Below are 25,822 nucleotides of genomic sequence, written 5' to 3' on the forward strand. Positions count from 1 at the left end.
TACGTATATATCTTTATAGAATCTATTGAAAGGAGTCTATAAAGATGAATGAGTTCCTTCAGAAAAAGTGGGAAGCGGCAGATTTAACAGATGACTATATCTTTAATAAGGTGATGCTTGATTACGATATTTGTTTGGAAGTCTTACGGCGAATACTACCTGATCTACATATTAAAAAGATTGATTTACCAAATAATCAACAGGAAATTGCCTTAGCCCCAGATGCCAAAGCGGTGCGTTTTGATATTTATACGACGGACGAGCAAGGTAACCACTACGATATTGAAATGCAAGTAGCAGATCATCACAATATTGCTAAGCGAATTCGTTATTATCAAACTGCTAGTTCAATGGAAGCCTATGATAAAGGGCAACCATACGAAAAAGCTGATGATTCTTATGTGATTTTCTTCTGTAATTTCGATCCGTTCCAGCTTGGAGAGCAACGTTATATATTGCATAAACATATTGATGGAGTTCCAGAGTATGTTGTTAAGGATGGCCAGACAGATATTTTATTTAATGTTCCTTCATTAAAGCATGATGTTAATCCTAAAATGCAAGCATTTTTGGATATGATTGCCCAACGGAAAGTTGAAGAGAGCGATCCGCTTGTCGTAAAATTAAGGAAGAGAATGGCTGTTGTAAAACGGAATCGGAAATGGAGGTCGGAATATATGCGACGGTCAGTATATGAAATGGATCAAGAGATGCGTGAGCAAAGGATAAAAGAAGACGAAGAGCAAATAAAAAAAGATCAAGAACAAATAAAAAAGGAAAAACAAGAATTAAAAGAAGCAAATCAAAGATTAGTTGAAGATAATCAAAGGTTAGTGAATACTAGGAATGTTATAATAAAAAGCTTAATTTGTACTTTGCGTAACCTAGATTTGGATAACCATCTAATCAAAAAAGAGATAAAAAAGAATTTTGATCTCAAAGACGAAGAAATAGATAAGTATCTAAAATAACAATTAAAAGAAGTCTCTAACGTTTGAATTCTAAACATCAGAGACTCCTTATTTGTTTTAAATTTCTAAGAGATCAGCGGGTTTCATTAATGGGAAGTCCGCATCTTTAATACTATCGGGATTTGCAGAAGAGTAAAGGGCGCTTGCAAACTTGGCACCAGCTGCATGGGCGGCTTTCATATCATTGATCGTGTCTCCAACATAAACAGTAGTGGCGGGATCTGCTCCCATTTTATCCATTGCCGCTAAAATAGGATCTGGAGCTGGCTTATGCTTTTTAGTGTCCGCAGACGTAATGGCAACCTTAAATAACTTCGCAAAGTCATATTTGTTAACGAAGTATTCTTGGTATTCGTCAGCGAGTTTTGAAGTTGCGATGGCGATCTTTGCATCTTCACGATTGGCAAGGGTATTAAGCATTTCCGGAATTCCTTCAATTACTTTTACTTGGTCAGCACGTTGATAAGCTAGCTTAAACCAGTCTTGTTGGATCGCAGGAATTTCATCCTCACTAATTCCAGCAAGACGGAGGGCATCTTGTCCGGTAATACCAAATAAGTCATGCTTGGTTTGTTCTACTTTGTCGGGTGCAACTGGGTGACCGTGTTGAGCTAACGTATCAATCATTGCTGGCATATACATATCAATAGTATCAATTAAGGTGCCGTCTATATCAAAAATAAAATTCTCAATCTTCTGTGCCATTTTATTCATCCTTTATAAAATATAAGTACGTTCTTAATTGTATAACAATTTCGGAAAAGATTGAGATTAGAATAGCTGATAATTTACCTTTTTATTTGAAAAAGACTACAATATAAATGGAATTATAAAATTTATGTGGGGTGGTCATTATCAGTAATCAAAAATCAGTACCTAAAAAGCTGTCTTTCATCTCAATTTACTTTTTAGGGATTAATGGAGTAATTGGCTCAGGAACATTCTTACTGCCATCTGTTATTTATCGGTACATGAACTTATCGGCTGTAGCAGTTTTGCTATGTACAGCAATAACCGTCTCATTGATCGCCCTATGTTATGCCGATCTTTCTAGTCGTTTTACCGGCTCAGGGGCAGCGTGGCTTTATTCTTATCATGCATTTGGAAGATTCACCGGTTATGAGCTAGGAATTTTTACCTGGTTCTTAGGTTGCTGTACTCTTTCAGCGGAAATTGTTGCTTTATTAACTACCCTCAAGAGTTTTTTGCCAATCTTTAATCGGCCGCTTATCTATGGGGTTGCCGCTTTTGGCTTAATTGTGCTCTTTGCGGTTATTAATTTCTTCGGTCGCGGTCTTGTTAAACTAGTTAATAATGTATCAGCGGCTGCGAAGATTCTTACGCTGATCATCTTTATTGTCGTTGGGGTCTTCTTTATCCATAAAGCTAACTTCTCACCAGTGATTCCCCAAGCAGCTTTAAAGGGACCAATGCCATTTATTCATCACTTTGGAGAAGCCTTTACTCCGATCTTTTATCTTTTTACTGGTTTTTCATTTTTACCAATTGCTGCTAAGCAAATGAAAAATCCAGAAAAGAATATTCCTCGGGTGTTAATTGCAGTCATGGTTAGTGTAACTATTTTGGATGCATTGATGATGACCGTTGCTGTTGGACTTTCCGGTACTAAATTAGGCGGTTACTCGACACCACTGGCTAATGCTTTGGGAGGTGCCCTTGCGAAGGGACTCGGAACCACTATTGGTAAGTGGGGATATGCCTTTATTATTTTCGGGATGCTTGTAAGTATCTTTGGGGTTGCCTTTTCAGCTTCGTTTAACACGCCATCGTTAATTGCTTCAATGGCCAATGAGCACGGTATGTTGCCAAAGTTTATTGGGAAGAAGAATAAGCATGATGCCCCATGGGTCGGAATTTTACTAACATCCATCCTTTCTGCGTTATTCGCTACCCAGAGTTACCTCTTCTTGGTTAGTTGTACAGTCTTGGCCTCATTCATTCAATATGTTCCCTCGATTCTTGCCGTCATTAAATTTGAACATAGTAACGAATATCCAACACACGGTTTCAAATTACCCGGGAAATATCTTATCCCCAGCTTTGCATTATTAGTTTCTTGTTATATGGTTACCAATTTTACGGCTAAGACCCTGCTTGTCGGAACTGTCATCGCCATTCTTGCCGCGGCAGCATACTTCTTTATCAAGAAAGATCGTAGTTATGAAGAAAAGCATATGAAATGGCTTGATGACTTACGATTAAAAGATGAAAAAGAAGAACTCCTAGATAACCAGAAAAAATAATTTTTAGACAATAAATCGGCACCAAACGTTCGAATCTCGATTCGTTTGGTGCCGATTTTACTATTAATTATCAATTTCTGGTGCCTGATCTAATTCTGCTTGCAGCATCCAGATTTTCTTTTCAATTGCCGTCTTAAAACCAATGAAGATATCTTGGGTAGAATAATCTTTTTCAATATCAGTCACTTCAATTCCATGCTGATAAAGGTCCTCAAGATAACGATAACCGGCGACTAAATGTGCAAGTCGTTCTGGCGTTGTTTTATCAAAGTTTCCTGGCCAGTCTTTAATTTTCGTATGGGTTGCTATTTCTTTAAGGGTCGAATAAGGTTCACCGTCGAGAGTTAATAATCGTTCAGATATTACATCAAGTTGATCGTTGATTTCATCCATAAATTGATCCATTAATGGGTGAAGCTTTAGAAAGTTAGTGCCACGCATATACCAGTGAGTTTGATGAATTATCATTGCCATTTGACTCAGATCAGCAACTAATTGATTAAGTGTTTCTTTGGTTTCTTGATATTTCATGATAAGACTCCTTTTCTATGTGTTAGGTGTATCATATCAGATTTTGGAATACGCTTACATAGATTTGGCTGAAACATTAAGAAAGCTTATGAATTAAAAAACGACACTGAAGAAGATGAAATCTAATTCAGTGTCGTTAATTTTATCGTCGATTTAGACGGAAACGAATCATTTTATCGGATTCAGTACATAAGAAGATTAAGCAAGAGAAGACAATTACTGCTAGCCATTCCAGTAAACTTATTCCGGTCACGTGGAAGGCTGCCTGCATAAATGGAACGTAGGTGAAGATCAATTGGAAAAGAATCATCAATCCAATAACGCCCCAGGCTTTCTTGCCAATATTTCCAACTTCTTTTAGTCCATATCGTTCAGTTCGAATGCTGAAGAAGTAGAAGGCCTTACTAATAACAATGGTATTAACCATCATTGTTGTAGCATTGACAACGTCTGCCCCAGCACTGATGAACCATTCGTAACCAATTAAGGCGAACAGCGCCATTAAGGCTGAGACATAACCCATCTGGATTAAATCATGCCGATTCATTAAACGTTGGGTCACTGGGCGAGGATTGCGATCCATGATGCCCTTTTCTGCTTTTTCAAAGACGAACGCAAACTGGATAGTGATTGCGGCGATTAAGTTAATCCACAATAACTGTGCCGGTTGAAGGGGAACTTGCTGACCAGTAAGAATGGAGAAGGCAACCACCAATCCTTCAGCAAAGGAGGTTGGTAATAAGAATAAGATACTCTTTTTGATATTGTCGTAAATTCGCCGACCTTCTTTGATAACAGCAGCCATTACCGCAAAGTTATCATTTCCTAAGATCATGTCAGCGGCATCTTTAGCGACGTCCGTTCCCTTAATCCCCATTGAAATCCCAATATCGGCTTTCTTTAAGGCGGGGGCATCGTTAACTCCATCCCCAACCATCGCGGTGATCTTTTGCCGATTTTGGAGCGCTTCAATAATTTCAAGCTTGTTTTGTGGAGTCGTCCGCGCAAAGACTTGGTTATTTAAAGCGGCCTCTTCTCGTTCACTGGCAGAAAGTTTATCCCATTCTGCACCTGTGATTGCGTTGATTGGGCCCGTTGATAATCCTAGTTGCTTACCGATTGCACGGGCAGTTTGCGGGTCATCCCCCGTAATCATTTTAACGGAAACACCAGCACGGTTCATTTGCTTTAACGCAACGATCACTTCTTCACGTGGTGCGTCTTGAAGAGCAGCTAAACCAAGTAAGTGAATTCCCTTGTAGAGGTGGTCATGTTCGACTTCCATTAGGTTTTCGCCATTAACCGGTTGGTAGCCGACTGCAATAACTCGTTTTCCGGCTTTGGACCAGTCATCTACCCGTTGTTGCCACTTGGCAGTATCAAATTGTGGATCTTCTTTTGCGGCCATTTCAAAGAGCTTGTCTGGAGATCCCTTAACAAAGATAACTTGCTGCTTATCTTCCGGATCACGAGTTAATTCAGCGATATAACGGTAATCAGAATCAAATGGAAGGAGGTCAACTGCTTTATATGGCGATTGATATTTAGCCCCAAACGCTTTGTGGTAAAGAGTTAAGAAAGCTCCATCAGTTGGTTCGCCATTAATATGCCAGGTGCCGTCTTCATCAGTTAAAACCGTATCATTTGCTTGGTATCCAGCTTCTAAGAAAAGTTTGAGCTGATCTGTCAGTTGAGCTGGTTTGCCATTTAAGAGAATCTCACCATTAGGAGCATAACCAGTTCCGGTAACCGTGTAGTGTTTATCGCCGACCCATAACTCAATGGCGGTCATTTCGTTTTTGGTAAGAGTTCCTGTTTTATCAGTAGCAATAACATCGACCGAGCCTAATGTTTCAACAGCAGGCATTGATTTGATAATCGTCTGATGCTCTTTTGCCATTTTGCTAATACCAAAGGCTAAGATAACAGAGGTGATTGCAGGTAAACCTTCTGGGATCGCACCAACCAACATTGCCACGACTGCGAGGGCAAGGGCAGGCAAGGAGTAAATTTCGAGGAAGAAACCGACAACGAAAACAATCACTGAAGCAGTAATTGTAATGTAAGAAACGACTTTTCCAACATGGTCAATTTCTTTAGTTAATGGGGTCTTCTTTGGCTTGATTTGCGCAACTTCTTGTGAAATCTTACCAATTTCGGTTTGTTCACCAGTTGCGACTACAACTCCTAGGCCACTTCCGCTTGTAACTGAAGTGGAAGCATATGCCATATCAACACGATCAGCGAGAGGAACGTCTTGGTCGATAATTGCTTCATCAGTTTTGATAACTGAATTAGTTTCACCGGTTAAAGCCGATTCCTCAATTCGTAAGTTATCAGCTGAGACGATCCGTAAGTCGGCTGGTACATTATCACCGGCTTCGAGGAAAACAACATCCCCACGGACAAGATTCGCGGCATCAATATCTTGTCGTTTGCCATCCCGGTAGACAGTGGCATGTTGCGCCATCATCTCTTTGATTTTGGCGAGGGCATTCGCTGCACTTGATTCTTGGAAATAACCAATGAGCGCGTTTAGAATGACAACCGCCCCGATAACAATCGCATCAGTATAGTGACCGATTAAAATGGTCAGTAAAGTAGCGGCTAATAAAATGTAGATAACAATATTGTTAAACTGGCGTAAGAAGAGTTTCCACTTGGGCGTTGGTTTTACTTCAATGATATTACGCCCTTCGTCAGCAAGCCGTTTTTCGACAGCTTGGGTTGATAAACCGTGAGTAAAATCAGTTAATTGGTATTCTTTCTTTATTTCGTCAGTTGTTAGTTGATAATTTTCTTTCATTTTTCCCCTTAAATATATAAATTGAGTAAAGTAACTAATGCTTAAAGGTCCCACACCTTAAGCGAACAACATCAGTGAAGCCGTATTAAGTTTTTGCTTTAATCATTCCTTCGTATTTATCGTATAAATATCGTACCATATTCATTTAATATTTTAGTTCTAGTTAAGATATTTTTAAAATATGATTCATGAATTATTAATAAAAAGGGAGTGGGAAATAATCTTCTCGACAAGGCGGTGGGCTAAGGATAGGACGGTAATTAGCACGGCACGGGCTGATTAGCGTTCGGACTTAACCTCGAGCCTTGTGATTATTTTCCACGTTATCGTACTATTGTTCATAACAAGTAGTTGAGGCTGAGAGAAAACAAAAGTTTTCTCCCAGCCTCTCCTAAATTAATTATTAAACGTATTATTTTCAACATTCCGAATAAAGTCAGCGAGGTGCTTGTAATAAACATCGGGGTTATCTACCATGTGGTGGTGACCACCATCGGGAGTAGTAACTAGCTGTGAATTTGGAATGAGACTATTCATTGTCTTAGCAGTTTCGATTGGCATCGTTTCGTGTTCACCAAATGTAATTAAAGTTGGTACCTTAATGTTCTTCAATTGGTCACGGAAATGCCAGTCTTTAAGCTTACCGGTAATCACAAATTCGTTATCACCTTGGAAGACGTTATAAACCGCCGTGCCACCAAGGTCCTTAAGATGATAAAGCTTGGATGGTTGCTTCCGGTCAACGTATTGTTCATTCATTACTTGAACGTATTCTTGATACTTAGGATTACTGTAATCATTCTTGGCTTCGCATTCTTTCATAAAGGCAACCGCTTCTGGAGAAAGGGTCTTTTCCCGTAATTCATTAACCCGGTCGACATATTCGTCAATCTCGTCAACCATTGAAGAAATAATTGCGCCTTTAAGATGTTGACCATACTTAACAGCGTATTCTTGAACTAAAAGGCCACCCCAACTTTGACCGATAAGATAGAAATTGTCTAAGCCAAGCTTTTCTCGTACTTCATCTACTTCATCAAGGAAATATTCGTAAGTAAGGTACTTCTTCGCAATCTCAGGGTCAGAAAAATCTGGTTGATCAGAATATAGTGAACCTAATTGATCATACATTGTTACTTGAACGTTAAGACCTTGCTTCTTTAATTGTTCAGCAGCGTCTTCCCAGTATTCATGATTGCCACCAGGACCCCCATGCAAAGCTAATAAATGAATATCACCTTCACCTTGGGTATTTGTCCACAGATGATAGCCGTTATCAAGGGTAATAATTTTAGTGCCTTGTTTCATTCTCGAATCTCTCCTTTTTATTGGTAATACTAACTATTTTACCGCAATTAGCTGAATTCTGCTAAAACTAGTTTTAACGTGCTGTCTTTTTAAGCTAAAATGTTGAAACCAGGAATGTCAAGATGACAGCCATTCAGCGCTAATTGATATTCAATCTGTTCGTTGCCACGAAGCGTGTATTCGTAATCAGTGCTATAAATAATGATCCCCAATTGATGGCCAGCTACAATTCGGTGGAAAATTGGTTGAAGATCAAACTTAACAGTGACAAATTGATTAGCGGCTAATTCGTCAACTTGGGCTGGATTGTTTCGATTTTGCAAATTGATATGTCCACTTGCGATTACCTTATAATTAGTTGCTTCTTTTGCTAATTTAAATTCACGAAGGTCATCTGTCTTCCAGTGATAACCTAGCTCAAGGCCATTACGATTAAACAGAACAGGCGACATTGTAAGGCGTTTGCTGCTGCCAAGGTCAACAAGCCGGGCGCTAATCATTCCATAATTTTTCGAAGAAGCTACTTTTAATGTGACAGTCGGTGTTCCGCGGAGAAGCGTATCATCATTAAATACAGCAGTTACAAAGCGCCGACTAAATTGCCCGTTATCATTCACGAGTGCCTTTGCCCATGCTTGTGGGTGTTTACACCATTGAAGGTACTTTTCTTCTGGTTGTTGGTCATTAAAGCTTTGGATTCCTAGTCCGGACAAATTCGTTAGGCGATGGTCGTTAAATTGGTACTGTTTCTGCTCGCCTGCAGTCCATTGGTCATATGCGGTCCAAGTTTCAGGGGTGGTATTGTCTTGCACAAGAACGCTTGGCAGGGTATCATCAGCATGATTTTCTTGATCCCAGAGCTTATTAGCAAGCCAGAGATTAACCATGTCAGAGAAATCTAATGAACGAAAGGCATTGATATAAATATGTTGTCCCTGGTGAAGGATGAGTTTGCTTGTAATCGGCAGACTTTGAATGCCGTTATAAAGTGCTTTAACGTTACTAGGACGGACATTGGTATCATTAAGGCCATGCACCATCATCACGGCAGCTTTGATGTTTTCGAGATCATGCCGATAATTGCGGTGGTCCCAGAACTCATTATAATTACCAGTCGTCCGATCCATTGCTCCTTGCATTTTAGCAATATATTTATCATTTACTTTTTCAATTCGGCGGTAGTCTGCGGGACGCTTGGTCCGACTGAATGTTTCATCGGCTAAAACGTCTGCGTCTTCCCCTTGAAAGCCACCCGGTGCGCGAACAAGACCGTTTTCCCGGTAATAGTCATACCAACTGGAAATGGCAGCTTCACTAATAATTGCTTCGAGGCCCGATACACCAGTGGTTGCGACAGCGGTGGCTAAAGTACCGAGATATGAGCGTCCTGTCATTGCGACTTTACCATTACACCAGGTCGCCTTGATTGTGGTACCGCTATGACGGTCAGTAAAGGCTTGGCGATCACCATGAAGCCACTCAACGACAGCCTTCATCGCATCAGTCTGTTCTGGAGAACCACACGTTTGCAGGCCATCTGAATCTTTAGTACCGATTCCGGCTGAATAAACAACCGCATAACCACGGGCAGCGAGGTAATTATTTAGCGTGTATGCTGGCGTGGTACTAAATGTCTCAGTAGCTTGCCGGCTTTCCCCAGTAACTTTTTGGCGTGAAAAATCAGTCGGAAATTTTTCTTCAGTTGGGGCCTGATAATCAGGATCCTTATGCTTCAAAGGAAGGTTGACGTTATGCGTTGCTTTTTCGCCCCATTCGTCGTTTGTTCCTTGATTATAAGGACTAGCAGTAAAGACAACGGGAACTTTTAAGCCATGGTCCGACTCAATTGGCCGCATGATTTCCGCTTTAACTAAATCTGCTTTACCATCAAAATCGGTATCCATATCGGTCTCAATATAAACAACCTCACGAATGAATTTAGCAGGATCAAAACTGGCAAGCGGCTTCCCGTTGAAAAAGAGTGGTTTTTGTTCAGCTGGAAGCTGGTAACTCCAAGCCATAAAGCCCTCTGCCGTTAAATGATCAATAAGCGATTGGCCGTTTTTGTTGTGAGTATTTAAAAGAAGGTAAAAAGCATCGATAACGTTGGCGGTTGTCCATTTTTGATGTGATTCGACTGGCAAGCCAATTTTCTTAACTGTAGCAAGGGAATCTGTAATATCAAAATCAACTGCGGCCTCAAAATCGAGTAATTGGAGAGCAACGAGGTAAAATACTTCATCGGTTAATGTTTGATTCTGGTCAAACCAATCATCAAGAGCAAGGTCAGGAGTAGCTAAGAGGTCATGAAGCCACTGTTTAGTGACGATCGGCTGGGCACTTGCCATATGAATGCGTGCTAAGAAGGTTTCAAACATTGCGTTTGGTGTTAAAGTTTGTTCTTCGTTTTTCCGCAGCAAGTGAATCTGCATTAATTCTTGGCGCCGTGCTTGTGGTGTAGTTGAAGTAATACTAAATTGGTTGATTTTCATCTGGAACACCTCGTATAAAATTTGATATATTAATTATCGCACTTTTAGAATAATTTGCTTAGGATAAACAGTGTTGCGATTTAAGGCGTATACTTTATACTAAGACTTAGTTTAAAAAATGATGATTGGGGAAACGCTGATGGTAAAAAACATAATGGAATTTCAGCATGTAAGCAAACAGTATGATGATAACGTTGTGTTGCGTGATATAAGCTTTGAAATTGAGGCCGGTAAATTCTATACCTTATTAGGACCATCGGGATCAGGAAAGACAACAATTTTGCGCTTAATTGCTGGTTTTGATCATCCTAGTAGCGGGAAAATTTATTTTGATGGAAAGCAAATCAATGATATTCCCGCTAATCAACGGCAAGTTAATACCGTCTTTCAAGATTATGCACTTTTCCCTCATATGAATGTGGCAGAAAACGTTGCTTTTGGATTACAAATTAAGGGTGTCAAAAAAGCAGAAATTAAACAACGCGTAAAAGAAGCTTTGCACCTGGTTCAATTAGATGGCTATGATGATCGAGAAATTACCGCGATGTCTGGTGGGCAAAGACAGCGAGTTGCCATTGCCCGGGCAATAGTTAATAAGCCAAAAGTACTATTATTGGATGAAGCCTTATCTGCGTTGGACCATAAATTACGGGTTCAAATGCAGACCGAATTGCGGCAGTTGCAACGGCGGCTGGGGATTACTTTTATCTTTGTTACCCATGACCAAGAAGAAGCACTAGCCATGAGTGACCAAATTATGATCATTAATGACGGTAAGATCCAGCAAAGTGGGACTCCCGTTGATATTTATGATGAACCGCTTAACCATTTTGTGGCTGATTTTATCGGCGAAAGCAACATTGTCCCGGGCATTATGAAAAAAGACTATGTAGTTTCAATCAATGGTCAAGATTTTGATTGTGTTGACGCGGGGATGAAACCAAACGAAAAGGTTGAAGTTGTCATCCGACCAGAAGACCTTGACATTACGACGGTTGAAAAAGGAAAATTAGTCGGCACCGTTGAAACCCAGCTTTTCCGTGGCGTTGATTATCAAATTACGGTGATTGATCAACGCAACCATAAGTGGAAGATCAATTCTATTCATAAAACAAAAGTCGGAGCTAAAGTAGGGATTACATTTGATCCCGAAGATATTCACGTTATGCGGTATAACGAAAGTGAAGAAGACTTTGATGCTCGCCTTGATAGCTACGAGGAGGGGGACTAATGCGGCAAAAAGCGATGTTTATCGTCCCATATGCATTGTGGATTATCCTATTTGTGATTGCGCCATTGGTATTGATCCTTTATCAATCATTTTTTAATATCAATGGTCAGCTGACCCTTAATAACTATGCTGAATACCTGACATCGGGTGTTTATCTTAAGATGACGCTTAATTCGGTCTGGTATGCCTTTTTGATTACCCTTGTGACATTGGTGATTAGTTATCCGACAGCCTATGTTTTGAATAGATTGCCTAATAAGCAGTTTTGGCTATTGCTGGTGATTTTGCCAACATGGATCAACTTGTTATTAAAGACGTATGCGTTTATCGGCTTGTTTAGTCGAACGGGGACAATTAACGGTTTCCTCCAGTTTATGGGCCTTGGAAGCCACCAGCTTTTGTTCACGGATGCCAGTTTTATGTTTGTGGCTGCTTATATTGAAATTCCGTTTATGGTGTTGCCGATTTTTAATAATCTTACCGAAATTAACCCGTCACTAATAAATGCTAGCTATGACTTGGGCGCTACCCATTGGCAAACCTTTCGCCGGGTGATTTGGCCTCTTTCTATGCCGGGCGTAAAAGCTGGAATTCAAGCAGTCTTCATCCCATCGCTCTCCCTCTTTATGATTACCCGTTTGATTGGTGGAAATCGTGTAATTACTTTAGGGACTGCGATTGAAGAACATTTCCTCACAACGCAAAATTGGGGAATGGGTTCAACGATTGGGGTCGTGCTGATTATCGCAATGTTTATTATTATGTTTATGACTGGTGATAAGAAACAGAAAGGAGGACGCCATTAATGAAAAAGCAACGATGGTCATGGGGAAAAGCATACCTGGCGTTAGTTTTTGTGATCTTATATGCGCCAATTTTGTATCTAGTTGTTTTTTCCTTTAGCAGTGGTCAAACAATGGAAAAATACCATGGTTTTTCTTGGCAACACTATGCGGATTTACTTGCGGATACGCGAATGATTACCATTGTTATCAATACCTTGTTAGTAGCATTTTTGGCGTCACTATTAGCAACGATTATCGGTACATTAGGGGCCTTAGCAATTAAGGATGCACGGCGTCCGTGGAAGAATAGTTTATTATCCTTGAATAATGTTTTAATGGTTTCGCCCGATGTAATTATTGGGGCAAGCTTTTTAATCTTTTTCACCATGCTGGGGGTAAGACTAGGCTTTGTCTCAGTCCTCTTAAGCCATATTGCCTTTTGTATCCCGATTGTTGTTTTAATGGTTTTGCCAAAATTAAATGAAATGTCCCCAACATTAGTAGATGCTGCCTATGATTTAGGGGCCAGTCGCTGGCAAGTTCTTTCCCGGGTAATACTGCCATCAATTGCCCCAGGTATTTTTGCGGGCTATTTTATGGCTTTTACGTATTCACTTGATGACTTTGCTGTGACCTTCTTTGTTACTGGAAATGGCTTCTCAACGTTATCGGTGGAAATATATTCCCGGGCACGTCAAGGAATTAACCTTGAAATCAATGCCCTCTCTACGTTGATGTTTATTGTTTCGCTTCTGTTAGTAATTGGCTATTACCTTATTAGTAAACGGGGCGGTCGACGGACACGGATTGTGGCTGTTAAAGAGGGGGATGCGCAATGAAAAAGATATTTACTGCGTTCCTCGCAATTGTCGTTATTTGTATTTTGCTAGCGCTGGGGGACGTCGCTCTCAACCAGCAAAAAACTGGTGGTGGTAAACAAACCCTGACCATTTACAATTGGGGAGACTATATTGACCCAGCATTGATAACGAAATTTGAACATCAAACTGGCTACCATGTTGATTATGAAACCTTTGATAGCAACGAATCAATGTTAACCAAGATTCGGCAAGGCGGGACTAATTATGATGTCGTTGTGCCAAGTGAATACACCGTTCAACGGATGAAAAAGGAGCATTTAATTGCACCCCTTAACCATCAGAAATTACCTAACCTTAAGTATATTGATCCGCAATTCTTAAATCGCTCTTTTGACCCCGATAATCGTTATTCTGTGCCATACTTTTGGGGAACGTTAGGTATTATCTATAATGACCAAAAAGTAAATGGCAAAGACGTCCAGCATTGGGAACAGCTTTGGAATCCGCGTTTAAAGAATAATGTCATGCTGATTGATAGTGCGCGGGATGTGTTTGCGGTTGCCCTTATTACCCAGCATCATTCTGTTAATACGACTAACTACCATCAGTTGAAGCTTGCGCAGGCCCATTTAAAGCAGTTGACGCCCAATGTAAAAGCGATTATTGCTGATGAGATGAAGATGTACATGGAGCAAAACGAAGCAGCAGTAGGTGTGACCTATTCTGGTGACGCGCGCGAAATGATGAATATTAATCCGCACCTTCACTATGTTGTACCAAGCGAAGGAAGCAATATATGGTTTGATAACATGGTGATCCCTAAAGCGGCACGTAATAAAAAGGCGGCTTACGAATTTATTAACTTTATGTTAGATCCCCAAAACGCGGCTCAAAATGCTCAATACGTTGGATACGCGACACCGAATAACGCGGCTAAAAAAGAATTACCCAAGAAAATTACCGATGATAAAGCTTTCTACCCTCCTGAAACAACGATGAAGCATTTGCAAGTATATCGTGATTTGCCATTACGCGTTTTAGGTGAATACAATGATTTGTTTTTAGAATTTAAGATGTTTGCTAAATAAAAAGCTAATAGGACTTCTAGCATTAAAAATCATGTTAGGAGTCCTATTCTTTTTCTTTTATAAGGGGATGTGGTTTACTAAAAATAAAAGGCAAAGTGATCGGAGGCTGCTTATGAAGAAAATTTTAGCAATTAACCATGAATTTGTTGCTCGAAGCTATATTCTATTTCCAACGTTGCTATTTGCATTCTCTATCATTGCCCATGCAAATATAATTACATTTGTTTGGCCGTTCATTTTTGTTTACACCGTTGAAAAAGTAATGCCTTTTATTCTCGATGGCCGCCTAAATTTAGCTTCTTGGTCAGGTGTTACTAAGTTTTGTTCAGTTATTGCTTTTATTGGAGGAGTCCTTGCTTCCATTGGAGTTTATTTTCGCTTTGAGTGGCTTGCTAGCTTGGCGGCAATCTTGATCGGTTTTGGCGTGACAGGGTTAAAATTGCTGGGCGATCCCAATAAGGAAATTTCCGGGATTGATTTGAAGCGAATAAATGTTATCGCGGGCTTTAGTGTAATTGTCGGACTGATCGCCCTCGGAATTTTACTGATGAAGCTGCCGTTAGTTGTCGGTTTTGTTTTTTATACTTTTTTCCTGGGCCTTGAGGTTATTTACGCTTACGTTGTTGTTAAACGAGATAAGACACCACTGGATTTAAAATTCTCTTTTAATTTAAAAACGGCTTTTCCTGCCATCGCCGTGCTTACCGTGGTTTTTATTATTAGTTTCTTTAAGAAGACGGGGCGAATTTCTGATTTTAGCTGGGCCCTAATCGTGCTCGCAATTATTGGGATTATTCTTGAACTACGAAATATTCTGGGACAACCCTTTAAACTATTTCGTATTTGGCTCGGGGCGATTAAGAATTATGTCATTATCTATACTTTACTATTTGCTTTTCAACAGAATAAAGCTTATTGGATTTTCATTGTTTTTATCGAATTGATGCTATCGGGAATGTTAGTGGGTGCATTGAGTGCTAAATTGCAAAAGATTCCATTAACTACTCGCTATAAAACTACCCTTATCTTTCTTAACCTTGGCTTATTCTTAACGTATACCGACTACCTATATTTGCTTGGGACCGCTATAACAGTCTTTTGCGCCATCTTATTAGGGAAGTGGGCACGAGAACAAGTTCCCGATAAATATAGCAGCATTGACCAAAAATTATCCGTATTTGGTTCGCTTTGTAATCAAATTATTTTATTTGGTGCTTTGGAATTAATTTCATATTTTCAACTTGATAATAAGAGCGCACTCCTTATCCCGTATATCGATCACCAACAGGAGCTGCAATATAGTCGCGAGATGTTTTACTTGCGAGTTAGCATGATTACTTTATTTGTTATTACTGGTATTTTTGTGATTTATCATGACCGCAAGTATTTATTTGTTAAAAATTGATTAGTCTATTGGATTGATGTTTAAAACTAAAAATGGTCGGTAAAAAATTTAAAATTTTCCCGGCCATTCTATTATTAATGTTAAATATATTTTGGTGAAGTTTCAGGTGCCCATAAAAGACAGATAGTACCACCTATAAGTAAAACAAGAGTACAAATTAGCATTGCTAAAATTGGACCGCCGAGATGAGTTAAGATTGGTAATAAGAATGTTCCGCTAGCAGCTCCAAAACGACTGATGGTGATACAAGTACCAACCCCACTAGCTCGAACCTTAACATCAAATAGTTCTGTTGGATATGGATAATCAAGGACAAGTCCTGAGGATAAGACTATCGCAAAGATCGCAAAAACGCTAATTTGGAAGAAAGGTGAAAAGTTATTGCCAATTATTAATAAAATAAGGGCGGCTGCGGAAAGGAAAAATGTTCTTACCAAAAACATCCGCCTACTAAGAATCTTGAAGATTAAACTACCGAAAATTACACCGATAAGGACGCAACTATTATAGATAATCCCAGAGAGGTTGTTATTACCAAGATTCATACTTTTTAGGAGAATTGGTAAGAAGATACTGATACCGAAAAATGAAAATGCCTGACAAGCATAGAATAACCCACCAACAATGGTTTTTCGGCGATAAGGGGGATTAAAGAGGGTTTTAAGAGAGACAGCTTTTGGTTTTTTACTACGAATTTGTTTTAATGATAATCCCCATTTTTTCCCAAGGTGTTTTTGAATTAGTTTTTGAGCAGTTTTATTCTTACCTTGACTTGCTAACCAACTCGGGGATGCCGGAATCCGGAAGATTGACCGATAGATTGCAGCCATCAGTCCTGGAACGACACTTGATGCAAGGATAACTTGCCAATTATGAGCGCCAAATCCCGTTATTAGAATTCCAGCAATATATGAAGTAATAAAGCCAATTGTCCAGTAAACGATTAGTTGGCTCTGTAGACGTCCGCTTTCTTTTGCTGGTAACCATTCTACCAATAGAGCATTCCCTACAGTATAGTCAATAGCAATCATTAAACCGATTAAAATCCGTAAGCTAAACAGGATAACAAGATTCATTGTTGCTAATTGCAAAAGAGAAAATATAGAAAAAAGATACATATCGAGCATCAACATTCTTCGCCGGCCAAATTGGTCAGCGATTTTACCCATTAAAGCACTCCCAGCAAGTCCAATTAAACTCCCAGCACCAATTAGGCCAACCCAAAAGTTGGGAATATTGATATAATCAGTGGCTTGGGAAAGTGCAGTTCCGCTAATTCCAAGAGCGAAACCACAAGCAATTTGTCCAAGAGCCAGGGCAAAATATATTCGAAAGTGAATTGATGATAAAGGTGCTTTTTTGTAATTCTTCTTTGTATATTCCATAAAAAATTAGGCATATGTGATCAAAATTTAGCCTAACTAATTGATTCCTCCTTGTGAATAAAAAAGTAAGTAATACTACCTTAACAAAAAAATGGTATTTAATGCAAATTGCTGTTTCAAATAAAAAAGAGAGTAAGAAAAAATCAATCTCACTCTCTGCTTAACTTTTTGCTATTAATTCTTATCTGCTAACTTACTGTGCCAGTAGCCGTAAGTGAAGTAGATGATAATTCCAATTCCAAACCAAATCGCTGCGCCAATGTACGTTTCTTTTTGCAACTGAGTCATCATGCCAAGGCAGGCAAAACCAGAAAGAATTGGAAGAACAGGGTAGAGGGGAACCTTAAAGCCCCCACGATTACCGATATCCTTTCGCTTACGAAGCGGAATAATTCCAAATGAAACGAGCATGAAAGCAAACAAGGTTCCGATGTTAACTAAACTTGTAAGTTGATCAAGAGAAACAAGTCCGCCCATGATAGCGATAATAATCGCCACGATCCATAATGCAATTTGTGGCGAGTGGCTCTTTTTATCAAGCTTTCCTAAGAATGAAGGAAGCAGACCGTCACGACCAATTGCATAGATCAAACGGGAACTAGAATAGATCATCGAAACCATCATTGTGAACATTCCGATCAAAGCCCCAATTGACAATAATTCTGCCAACCAGTCTTGATGAACCATCTGTAAGGCGAATGCCACCGGATTAGCAACATCAAGCTTGGTGTACTTAACCATCCCCGTTAGGACTACGGCGACACCGGTATATAAGATTGTTGCAACAGCAAGTGTCCCAATAATTCCCAAAGGCATATTTCGTTTAGGATTCTTAACTTCAGCGGCTGAACTAGAAACACAGTCGAAACCAAGGTAAGCAAAGAAACCGATTGTTGCCCCGTGAATCACACCCTTCATGTGGTATGGAAGGAATGGATGGTAATTTTTTGGCTTAATGAAGAAGAAACCAACAATAATAAAGATCAAGATAATTGCAATTTTAAGGAAAACAGCAATGTTGTTGATACGCAGTGAGGATTGCATTCCCCGTGCAAGCATTACTGTAATCAAAAGAACAATTACAACCGCCACGATATTTATGTAGGTACCATGAGCTGGATCAAATGGACCCGATAGTGCTTTAGGAAGATGAATACCAAATCCTTCAAGCAATGTATTGAAGTAGGCTGCCCAACCTGTTGAAACAGAAGCAACAGCTAACATATATTCAAGAACTAATGCCCATCCCAGCAACCAGCCAAGGAATTCACCAAACACTACATTTCCGTATGAGTAGGCACTCCCAGCAACCGGTAATGCAGAAGCAAACTCGGCATAACACATTGCAGCTAGCGCACAGACAATCGCTGAAAACAGAAATGACAATGACACTCCTGGTCCAGCTGAATTTGCGGCAATTGTTCCAGGGAGAATAAAAATCCCAGTACCAATAACAGTACCGATCCCAATTGCCATGAGATCACGAGCATTCATTGATTTAACGAAAAGCTTGTCTTCACCAAGATACCGATCAAGACTCTCTTTTCGCATAATGTTTAAGCTCATCTTTAACCCACCTTTGCTATAATAAATTGTACGTGCCGAAATGGTTCGTCACGTTTATAATTAATAATAATACCTTAGTTAATATTAAAAGTAAATTAGAGAAATTTAATTACAAAAGAGGGATAAAAATGGCAATAGAAGTTACTAGTGGAGCAGTTGTATATCGTCAAGGCGAAAACGGGATCGAGTATTTACTCTTAGAAAGTCAAAATAAGGGACACTTCTGGGGCTTCCCCAAAGGCCACGTTGAAGGCAATGAATCACTAGAAGAAACAGCAATTCGTGAAATAAAGGAAGAAACGCAATTAGAATTACCGATTGATACCAGTTTTAAGGTGTATACCGAATACGACTTACCAAATGGCAATCATAAGCAAATGACCCTTTATACTGCCGAGTTAGATAATAAGGAAGACATTCACCTGCAAGCAGAAGAGATTAAGAACTGTGGATGGTTCAATTATCAAGATGCTCGTGAACGGTTAACCTACGAGAATTTAAAAGAACTGTTAGATCAAGTTAACGATCATTTAAAATAAACAATGATGAAAAATAATAAGTATGTGTTTATTGTGACAGGGGCAGCAGGGTCAGGCAAAACAACAGTCGCTAACTACCTTCAAGATCATTATGATATGCACCGGGTAATCACCCATACGACCCGACTGCCACGTCCGGGAGAACAAGATGGGGTAGATTATCATTTTGAAACACCGTCTTCCCTGAAGAAACTCCATTTACTTGAGCAAGTCACTTATGACCAATTTCAATATGGTTCTTCATTAGAAGGTTTAGCAGAAGGATGGGAACAAGGAAAAAATGACGTGATCGTTCTTGACACAGCTGGCGCGATTACTTATCATCAACAACTTGGTGCTCAAGCAGTAATTATTTTCTTGACTGTTACCCATATGGCTTCTTTAGCAAAGCGAATGACACTCCGGGGCGATAAATTGAGTGCAATTCGTTCCCGTTTACATAGCAAAGAGTACCACCGTGATCTTGCCCTACCAGCAGCTTTAAAAGGAATCGCGCATGTCGTAGTTAATGACCAGTGGAAAAATACCAAACAACAAATAGATATAATTGTTAGGCAGATATTATCCAAAAAGAACTAAAATATGTTACAATATCATCTCTAATCGGGAGGGAAAAATATTGGAGAAATTAATTGATCAAGCACAGACCATTATTAAAGACCATCATTTGCGGTGGACTAAGCAACGTAAAATGATGATTGAATCAGTTGCGCGGCATCCTGATCGTTACTTTAATATTGTAGAAATTGACCAATATCTTCGAGAACAATTCCCTGGATTAAGTCACGATACTATTTATCGGAATTTCAAAGAATTTGAGAAACTGGGTATTGTCGAATTGCGTCAACATCATGATCAGATGCAGGTTAAATATTCATGTGATTTTACCCATCACCATCATTTTATTTGTGATATTTGCGGACGAGTTCAAGAGATTCAAATGCCACCAATTGATAAGGAATTCTTTGAAAAGCAGTTGCCAGGAGTTAAAATCACTGGGCATCGTTTTGAATTGCACGGAATATGTGCCCAATGTCAGAAAAAATCTTTACAATAAATTCATATTTATTGGGCCAGTTTTCGTGTATTATATACTCTGGAAAAGGAGAATGAGACATGGGAGCAAAGATACCGCCATTAGTAACCCCCTTTGCACTTGTATCATTGGTACTTGCGTTGGGTGCCACCAATGTAGTGGTTAATAAGGCAACGCATACTTCTGAAGGTGCAAAAGTAACATCAGTATCAACAAGTCGCCAATTTCAGCAATCGGGTGATGACGAAAGCAATCAATCAAGTCGGAATTCACAAAGCGATCGTGATGATGATGAAAGTGCAAGTAGCTCATCAACTACCCGGACAAGTAATAGCAACAATACAGCGGATGATACTGGGGATACTAATCAAACTACACGGTCAGCAGGAAACACTGGCACAGAAACATCGACAAATCGATCAGCAAATACAAATGAAAGTACAAGTGCTAATCGAAACAGTACCTCACAATCAACTGGTACAACTACTAATAATAATACAACGACACAGAACACGACTGGTGGTAATACTACCGGAACAACTACGACTGAATGATAAGGAGGCGGGTTATTAATGTTTAGTTTTCTTGATATGATTAACTCGTCATTGAGTTACTTTAACCTTGATGTAAAGTTAAAGAGTCGTATTTATATCATTATTGCTTCACTAGGCGATATTTATTTAATTTATGTTACGTTCCGACTCTTTATGAATCATGTTTGGCTACGGGCATTGTTATATTGTTTAGCAGTGATTGGATTAACATATTTCATCTATCTTAATTTCGTCTTTTACTTTCTTGAAAAGACTTCACGATTTGATTTTATTTCACCGCGTGTCGCAAAGATTACTGGTCAAAAATTTGAGGACGGCAAAGCTAAGACCCCTCTTGATGCACAGCAACGACTAGCAGCAGAATTGGCAAACCGGTCGAATGGCTTGTTTGCTAATGCTGATACAATTCCAGCAGCAGTAGCAATTGACGAACATGAACAGCATAATTTACAACGTGTTGTTGACCAACTATTAATGGAGGGTGTGTTTGTTAACGGCTATGATGGCCTGAGTGAAAAAGAAATCGTTGAACAATATCAGGCAACTGAAAAACCAGTTACGGCTTTGAATTCACAATCTGTTCCGCCATACTTTGAATTAGTTCATGATGAGTTGCGACACCGTCTTGAAATCTATATCGGGATGAACCAAATGGAACGACGCCCGGTTGGTCATATTACCAAAATCGGCCTAACCGATGTCCATACTGCTCATGATAAGTATCAATTGTATCTTGCAGCAGTAGTTGTTACTGGGGGCCCGAACAAGATTGCTGGGCGAAGCGGCTCAACAATTTTAACGGAAGAAAATTATGGACTACAAGTTCAGGTAGCTTATAAACAACGAAATAATGCTTAATAAAAAGCTGAGATTGGAAATTCTCCCAACCTCAGCTTTTTAACTGCAATCAACATTATTTTTCTCTGAATTCACCGTCGACGATATTGTCATCATTATTTGTCTTATTATCATTATATTCAGGCATTACGAGGGCAGCCAAGAGGTAGAAGACTCCTAGCGGGAAAAAGCCAGTAAAGACGAAAATGAGAATTCCGATTATCCGCACGAGGGTTTCATCAAGACCGAAGTAATCAGCGATACCCCCAAAGACACCAAGAAATACTTTATCTTTGGATTTAGTTAAATGTTTTTTAGTTTTTGCCATTATGAAGCCTCCAATCGCATAGCTTTAATACCTTTATTATAACGTATTTCAGAGAAGAGATTTAGAAAGTTAATAATTATTTTACTATGAAAGACTCGTAAAGTTATTGACGACGCGCTTGACCATTTGAATTTAAGAGCATATTATTGTTTTCGTTTGATTAAGATACAAACATGGACCTTTTTGCGAACAAATAACTATTTTTGTCTTATTTTGAAATAATTATCTTTAATTACCCCTGTTGTACTGAATTGCAACAAGTTAGAATAATCATGTTAAATTTGTATTATTTGGGGAGGGAAGAGTTATGCGTGTTACGAGAACTATTCGTGACTTTGAAAATGCATTGATAACGTTATTAGAGAAAAATTCTTTTGAAAGTTTGACGGTTGATCAAATTTGTAAAGAAGCATTGATGCACCGGAGCAGTTTTTATCGCTATTTTAGTGATAAGTACGACCTCTTAGAGCAAACGTTAAATGCACAAATTAATAAATTGACGGAGAATACAGATTCTGAAGATGACATTATTAAGCAATTATTATCATACATTGATAAAAATAAGGATGTTATCCGTCATTTAGCACCTAATAGTGCACGAAGCTCTTTGTATACCGAAATTTTAAATATTCTAAGTCAGGTTCTTTTAGAGCGGCGTAATCTTGAGACTAATGATCCGATTGTAACGGCGCTGCAAAAGTCTGATAATCCTGAGATGCTTGCTTATGTATTGAGTGGGGCTATTATCGGGACCTTTTACTGGTGGCAAGGCAATAATTATGACGTACCAACTGAGGACGTTATTAAGTTTGCAAGAGCAGCCACCAAATCACTAACAAACTAAAATTATGAAAGGATAAATTTTGAGGTGAAGTATTAAATGTGGAGCATGATTAAAGGCGAATTTCGTCATATTATTCATAACCGTTTACTGCTTTTATCAGTAACGGTTATTTGCTTCATACCTTTCCTATATAGTATTTTCTTCTTAAAATCAGTATGGGACCCGTATGGAAGTACACGTAACTTACCAGTTGCGGTGGTAAATAAGGATATTCCGGTTGAATACCAAGGCCAGAAAATGGATGTTGGGAAACAGACCGTTAATGAATTGAAGAAAAATCACCAATTAAAATGGGAATTCGTATCCGCTAAAGAAGCAAAATATGGTATGAGTCATCGCAAGTACTATGCTGTTGTTACGATTCCTAAAGATTTCTCTGAAAATGCAACGACTGTTTTGCAAAAGCATCCTAAGACGATGAAGTTACATTACCAAACTAATGGTTCCTTGAACTACATTGGACAGGTAATTGCCCAAACAGGGATGACACGGCTAAATGAAAAAATTCGTGCTCAGGTTACTAATGCTTACGCAACGGTAATGTTTAAGCAATTACATGTTGTAGGTAAGGGGATGAACAAGGCCGCTGATGGTGCCCAACAAATTGGTACCGGAATGGTGACCTTGAGTGATGGTGTAAATCGTTATGTTGCAGGGGTTTCCCAAGTAAATAACGGGGTTCAAACCTTGCGTGTTAGCGTTGCACCATTAGCTTCTGGTGCGCAACAACTTGCTACCGGGAGCCAAACCTTAGCAAATGGTATTATGCAATATACTGGTGGGGTTAGTCTCCTCGGCAATGGTGTTGGTCAATTAATGGCTAATTCCGGTGCACTAAATTCCGGTGCTAACCAGTTGAGCAGTGGATTAGGTACTTTGATGGCTAACTCTGGTGCGTTAAATTCTGGTGCTAGTCAGTTGAATGCTGGATTAAATACTTTAATGGCTAACTCTGGTACCTTGAATTCTGGTGCTAACAAATTAAGTGATGGTTTGAATACGTTAAGTGGTAATTCAGAGAACTTAAGGAACGGCTCTGGTCAATTAGCATCGGGTGCTAATCAGTTGAATTCAACTGTTAACAGTCAGTTAGGAAACATTAACTTTAACGGTATTATGGGGGCCATGGATCAAGCACAAAATCTTCAGCAAGGGTTAGGTCAACTCCAGACCGGTTTGACAACTGCCAAGAATGCTCTTGCTGGTGTTCAAAGTAGTGCTGCTAGTCTTCAACAAGCTTCCGGAGCGTTATCTGGTGCTGCTGGTGCTGGTGACAAGCTTAAAGGCGTTGCCACTAATGATGGTCAAATTGCTGGATTGGCACAACAAATTCTTAGCGATGATAAAACTAGTGAACAATCCAAACAGGCTGCTCAACAAATTGTGCAAAAAGCCGGTGCTAATGTTTCTGCTATTCAAGGATTAAGTGGAACCCTTGGTCAATTGAGTAACCTTCAAGGAAGCTTGAGTGGTATGCAACAACAATTAGGTCAGCTCTCACAAATGTCTGCTGTGTTAGATAATGCAGATGGGACTATTCGTCAAGCTAACGCATTATTAGCAACCTTAAATGGCTATAAAGGTACCCTAGCGGCAATGCCAGGAGCTGTTGATCAACTTAAACAAGCCACAAGTCAGATTTCTTCTGGAGCAAGTACGCTTAATAGTGGTGTAAATCAATACACTAATGGTGTTGATAGTGCTGCTGCCGGTGCTGGTACGCTTAATTCAGGAATCGGTCAATACACAGCAGGTGTTGCTCAAGCTGGAGCCGGTGCTAATCAATTAGCTAGCGGAATCGGTCAATACACAGCAGGTGTCGCCCAAGCTGGAGCCGGTGCTGGTCAATTGGCTAGCGGAATCGGTCAATATACAGCCGGTGTTGGTCAATTAGGTAACGGAATTGCCCAGCTTAACGCTAATAGCGGGGCTTTGAACTCTGGTGCAGCTCAATTAGCTGGAGCGCTTGGTCAACTAAACGGTCAAGTTCCTGCTCTTGTTGCTGGGGTAAACCAATTAGCTGCCGGAACTCAACAACTTCAAGATAATTCTCCAGCTCTTATTTCAGGAATTGCGCGGTTGAATGCTGGTGCTTCTCAACTGGCTACATCGCTTGCAGGTGGTGCAAAGCAAATTAACGGTATTAAGACTTCACCACGGACTGCCAAGATGTTTGCAGAACCAACTGCTCTTAAGCACACAGATTACAGTTATGTACCAAACTATGGTCACGCCTTAGCACCATACGTTCTATCATTAGCAATCTATGTTGGGGCACTTGTATTTAACTTTGTTTACCCAATTCGTCGGGTTGCTGAATTTGGTAAAGCTCCAATCGCTTGGTGGGCAAGTAAGGTAACAGTTGGATCACTGGTAGTAACTGCAATGGCAATCGCGGAAGATGCAATTATGATGGCTTGTGGACTTACAGTTATTCACCCAGTTGCATTCTTTGCGACAACCATATGCTTCGGGTTAGCTTCAATGGCAATTGTTATGTTCCTTTCAATGCTTTTTGATAACCCCGGTCGATTCTTCGCTATGGTTCTCTTAATGCTCCAATTAGGTGGATCTGGTGGTACCTTCCCAATGGAAATTACGATGAAGTTCTATAATGTAATTCACTGGTACTTACCGATGACTTACTCAATCTTAGGACTCCGTGATTCAATTTCTGGTGGTTTGGGAGCACATTACACGATGTTCTGTAACACTGTTCTGATCGTAATCGCAATTGTCTTCTATGCATTGTTATTAGTCGGCATGATTTGGTTACAACGCCATCATTATGCTGGGCGCTCAGAATTGGATAATAACCAAGAACTGCTTGGACCAGAAGGCGATTATGACGGTATGCACCTTCAAGAACGTCGCCCAAACCAAGAAAAAAACGGTGAACAATAATTAAAGATAACAGAAGCAGAGTGGAACTATGAATCCGCTTTGCTTTTTTTGTTGCTAAAATACTGATGATTAAGTAAAGGAGTGCTAAGCTATTAATGTAAGCAGTTTTTATGAAAGGAATGGGAAA

The 25,822-nt window shown here is 39.6% G+C and carries 22 protein-coding genes; 14 read left to right on the forward strand and 8 right to left on the reverse strand.

From position 1 onward, the window contains the following. The first annotated feature begins 44 nt into the window (after positions 1-44). On the forward strand, positions 45-971 hold the full coding sequence (locus LMB56_RS04725; RefSeq protein ID WP_228341593.1) for an Rpn family recombination-promoting nuclease/putative transposase: 927 nt from the start codon (positions 45-47) through the stop codon (positions 969-971). A 57-nt stretch (positions 972-1,028) separates the two neighbouring features. Here the strand turns inward: LMB56_RS04725 and LMB56_RS04730 are convergent, their stop codons facing one another. Continuing rightward, on the reverse strand, positions 1,029-1,685 hold the full coding sequence (locus tag LMB56_RS04730; protein WP_229283920.1) for an HAD family hydrolase: 657 nt from the start codon (positions 1,683-1,685) through the stop codon (positions 1,029-1,031). Between the two features lie 131 nt (positions 1,686-1,816). Between LMB56_RS04730 and LMB56_RS04735 the strand changes: the two genes are divergently transcribed. Further along, entirely contained in the window at positions 1,817-3,235 is a 1,419-nt protein-coding gene (locus tag LMB56_RS04735; protein WP_229283921.1) for an APC family permease, read from the forward strand. 63 nt (positions 3,236-3,298) lie between these two features. On the opposite strand, the gene LMB56_RS04740 is transcribed toward LMB56_RS04735, so the two are convergent. The 4 genes from LMB56_RS04740 to LMB56_RS04755 form a co-directional block, all read right to left on the reverse strand. After that, positions 3,299-3,766 (reverse strand): Dps family protein, encoded by a 468-nt coding sequence (locus LMB56_RS04740; protein WP_003664851.1) that lies wholly within the window; start codon positions 3,764-3,766, stop codon positions 3,299-3,301. A gap of 142 nt (positions 3,767-3,908) precedes the next feature. Next, a complete protein-coding gene (locus tag LMB56_RS04745) occupies positions 3,909-6,572 on the reverse strand; it encodes an HAD-IC family P-type ATPase (protein WP_229283922.1) in 2,664 nt (887 codons plus the stop codon). A gap of 396 nt (positions 6,573-6,968) precedes the next feature. After that, entirely contained in the window at positions 6,969-7,880 is a 912-nt protein-coding gene (locus LMB56_RS04750; RefSeq protein ID WP_003669047.1) for a proline-specific peptidase family protein, read from the reverse strand. Between the two features lie 89 nt (positions 7,881-7,969). Then, the gene (locus tag LMB56_RS04755) at positions 7,970-10,372 is read right to left on the reverse strand and encodes a Xaa-Pro dipeptidyl-peptidase (protein WP_229283923.1); all 2,403 of its coding nucleotides are present in this window, start codon (positions 10,370-10,372) and stop codon (positions 7,970-7,972) included. Between the two features lie 139 nt (positions 10,373-10,511). Here LMB56_RS04755 and LMB56_RS04760 point away from each other — a divergent pair, with 139 nt between their 5' ends. From LMB56_RS04760 to LMB56_RS04780, 5 genes are all read left to right on the forward strand, one after another. Then, positions 10,512-11,603 (forward strand): ABC transporter ATP-binding protein, encoded by a 1,092-nt coding sequence (locus LMB56_RS04760; protein WP_003664847.1) that lies wholly within the window; start codon positions 10,512-10,514, stop codon positions 11,601-11,603. Next, positions 11,603-12,409, forward strand: a complete 807-nt coding sequence (locus LMB56_RS04765; protein ID WP_229277955.1) for an ABC transporter permease — start codon at positions 11,603-11,605, stop codon at positions 12,407-12,409. The genes LMB56_RS04760 and LMB56_RS04765 overlap by 1 nt, the downstream gene beginning before the upstream one ends. Beyond that, on the forward strand, positions 12,409-13,227 hold the full coding sequence (locus tag LMB56_RS04770) for an ABC transporter permease (RefSeq protein WP_003669043.1): 819 nt from the start codon (positions 12,409-12,411) through the stop codon (positions 13,225-13,227). The genes LMB56_RS04765 and LMB56_RS04770 overlap by 1 nt, the downstream gene beginning before the upstream one ends. Further along, entirely contained in the window at positions 13,224-14,297 is a 1,074-nt protein-coding gene (locus tag LMB56_RS04775) for an ABC transporter substrate-binding protein (protein WP_229283924.1), read from the forward strand. The genes LMB56_RS04770 and LMB56_RS04775 overlap by 4 nt, the downstream gene beginning before the upstream one ends. A gap of 112 nt (positions 14,298-14,409) precedes the next feature. Then, entirely contained in the window at positions 14,410-15,702 is a 1,293-nt protein-coding gene (locus tag LMB56_RS04780; RefSeq protein ID WP_229283925.1) for a hypothetical protein, read from the forward strand. An 80-nt stretch (positions 15,703-15,782) separates the two neighbouring features. Here LMB56_RS04780 and LMB56_RS04785 read toward each other — a convergent pair whose 3' ends face one another. Both LMB56_RS04785 and LMB56_RS04790 read right to left on the reverse strand, forming a co-directional pair. After that, entirely contained in the window at positions 15,783-17,087 is a 1,305-nt protein-coding gene (locus tag LMB56_RS04785; RefSeq protein ID WP_229283926.1) for an MFS transporter, read from the reverse strand. A 174-nt stretch (positions 17,088-17,261) separates the two neighbouring features. Beyond that, a complete protein-coding gene (locus tag LMB56_RS04790; protein ID WP_229283927.1) occupies positions 17,262-18,653 on the reverse strand; it encodes an APC family permease in 1,392 nt (463 codons plus the stop codon). 128 nt (positions 18,654-18,781) lie between these two features. Here LMB56_RS04790 and LMB56_RS04795 point away from each other — a divergent pair, with 128 nt between their 5' ends. Genes LMB56_RS04795 through LMB56_RS04815 form a run of 5 tightly spaced genes read left to right on the forward strand, consistent with a single transcriptional unit; the run spans position 18,782 to position 21,640 of the window. Next, the gene (locus tag LMB56_RS04795) at positions 18,782-19,192 is read left to right on the forward strand and encodes a bis(5'-nucleosyl)-tetraphosphatase (protein WP_003664837.1); all 411 of its coding nucleotides are present in this window, start codon (positions 18,782-18,784) and stop codon (positions 19,190-19,192) included. A gap of 6 nt (positions 19,193-19,198) precedes the next feature. Next, on the forward strand, positions 19,199-19,771 hold the full coding sequence (locus LMB56_RS04800) for a guanylate kinase (protein ID WP_228342048.1): 573 nt from the start codon (positions 19,199-19,201) through the stop codon (positions 19,769-19,771). Positions 19,772-19,811: 40 nt separating this feature from the next. After that, complete coding sequence (locus LMB56_RS04805; RefSeq protein WP_003664834.1) at positions 19,812-20,249, forward strand: Fur family transcriptional regulator; 438 nt, start codon at positions 19,812-19,814, stop codon at positions 20,247-20,249. A gap of 59 nt (positions 20,250-20,308) precedes the next feature. Continuing rightward, on the forward strand, positions 20,309-20,782 hold the full coding sequence (locus tag LMB56_RS04810) for a hypothetical protein (RefSeq protein ID WP_229283928.1): 474 nt from the start codon (positions 20,309-20,311) through the stop codon (positions 20,780-20,782). 18 nt (positions 20,783-20,800) lie between these two features. Further along, positions 20,801-21,640 (forward strand): DUF6681 family protein, encoded by an 840-nt coding sequence (locus LMB56_RS04815; protein WP_229277961.1) that lies wholly within the window; start codon positions 20,801-20,803, stop codon positions 21,638-21,640. Positions 21,641-21,695: 55 nt separating this feature from the next. Here the strand turns inward: LMB56_RS04815 and LMB56_RS04820 are convergent, their stop codons facing one another. Then, complete coding sequence (locus tag LMB56_RS04820) at positions 21,696-21,947, reverse strand: PspC domain-containing protein (protein ID WP_003664828.1); 252 nt, start codon at positions 21,945-21,947, stop codon at positions 21,696-21,698. Between the two features lie 307 nt (positions 21,948-22,254). On the opposite strand from LMB56_RS04820, the gene LMB56_RS04825 reads away from it, so the two are divergent. Together LMB56_RS04825 and LMB56_RS04830 are read left to right on the forward strand one after the other, a co-directional pair. Beyond that, positions 22,255-22,791, forward strand: coding sequence for a TetR/AcrR family transcriptional regulator (locus tag LMB56_RS04825; protein ID WP_003664827.1), 537 nt, complete (start codon positions 22,255-22,257; stop codon positions 22,789-22,791). Positions 22,792-22,827: 36 nt separating this feature from the next. After that, complete coding sequence (locus LMB56_RS04830; protein ID WP_229283929.1) at positions 22,828-25,695, forward strand: YhgE/Pip domain-containing protein; 2,868 nt, start codon at positions 22,828-22,830, stop codon at positions 25,693-25,695. Positions 25,696-25,822: the final 127 nt, after the last annotated feature.

The sequence above is a fragment of the Limosilactobacillus reuteri genome (assembly GCF_020785355.1).
GTDB lineage: Bacteria > Bacillota > Bacilli > Lactobacillales > Lactobacillaceae > Limosilactobacillus > Limosilactobacillus reuteri_I.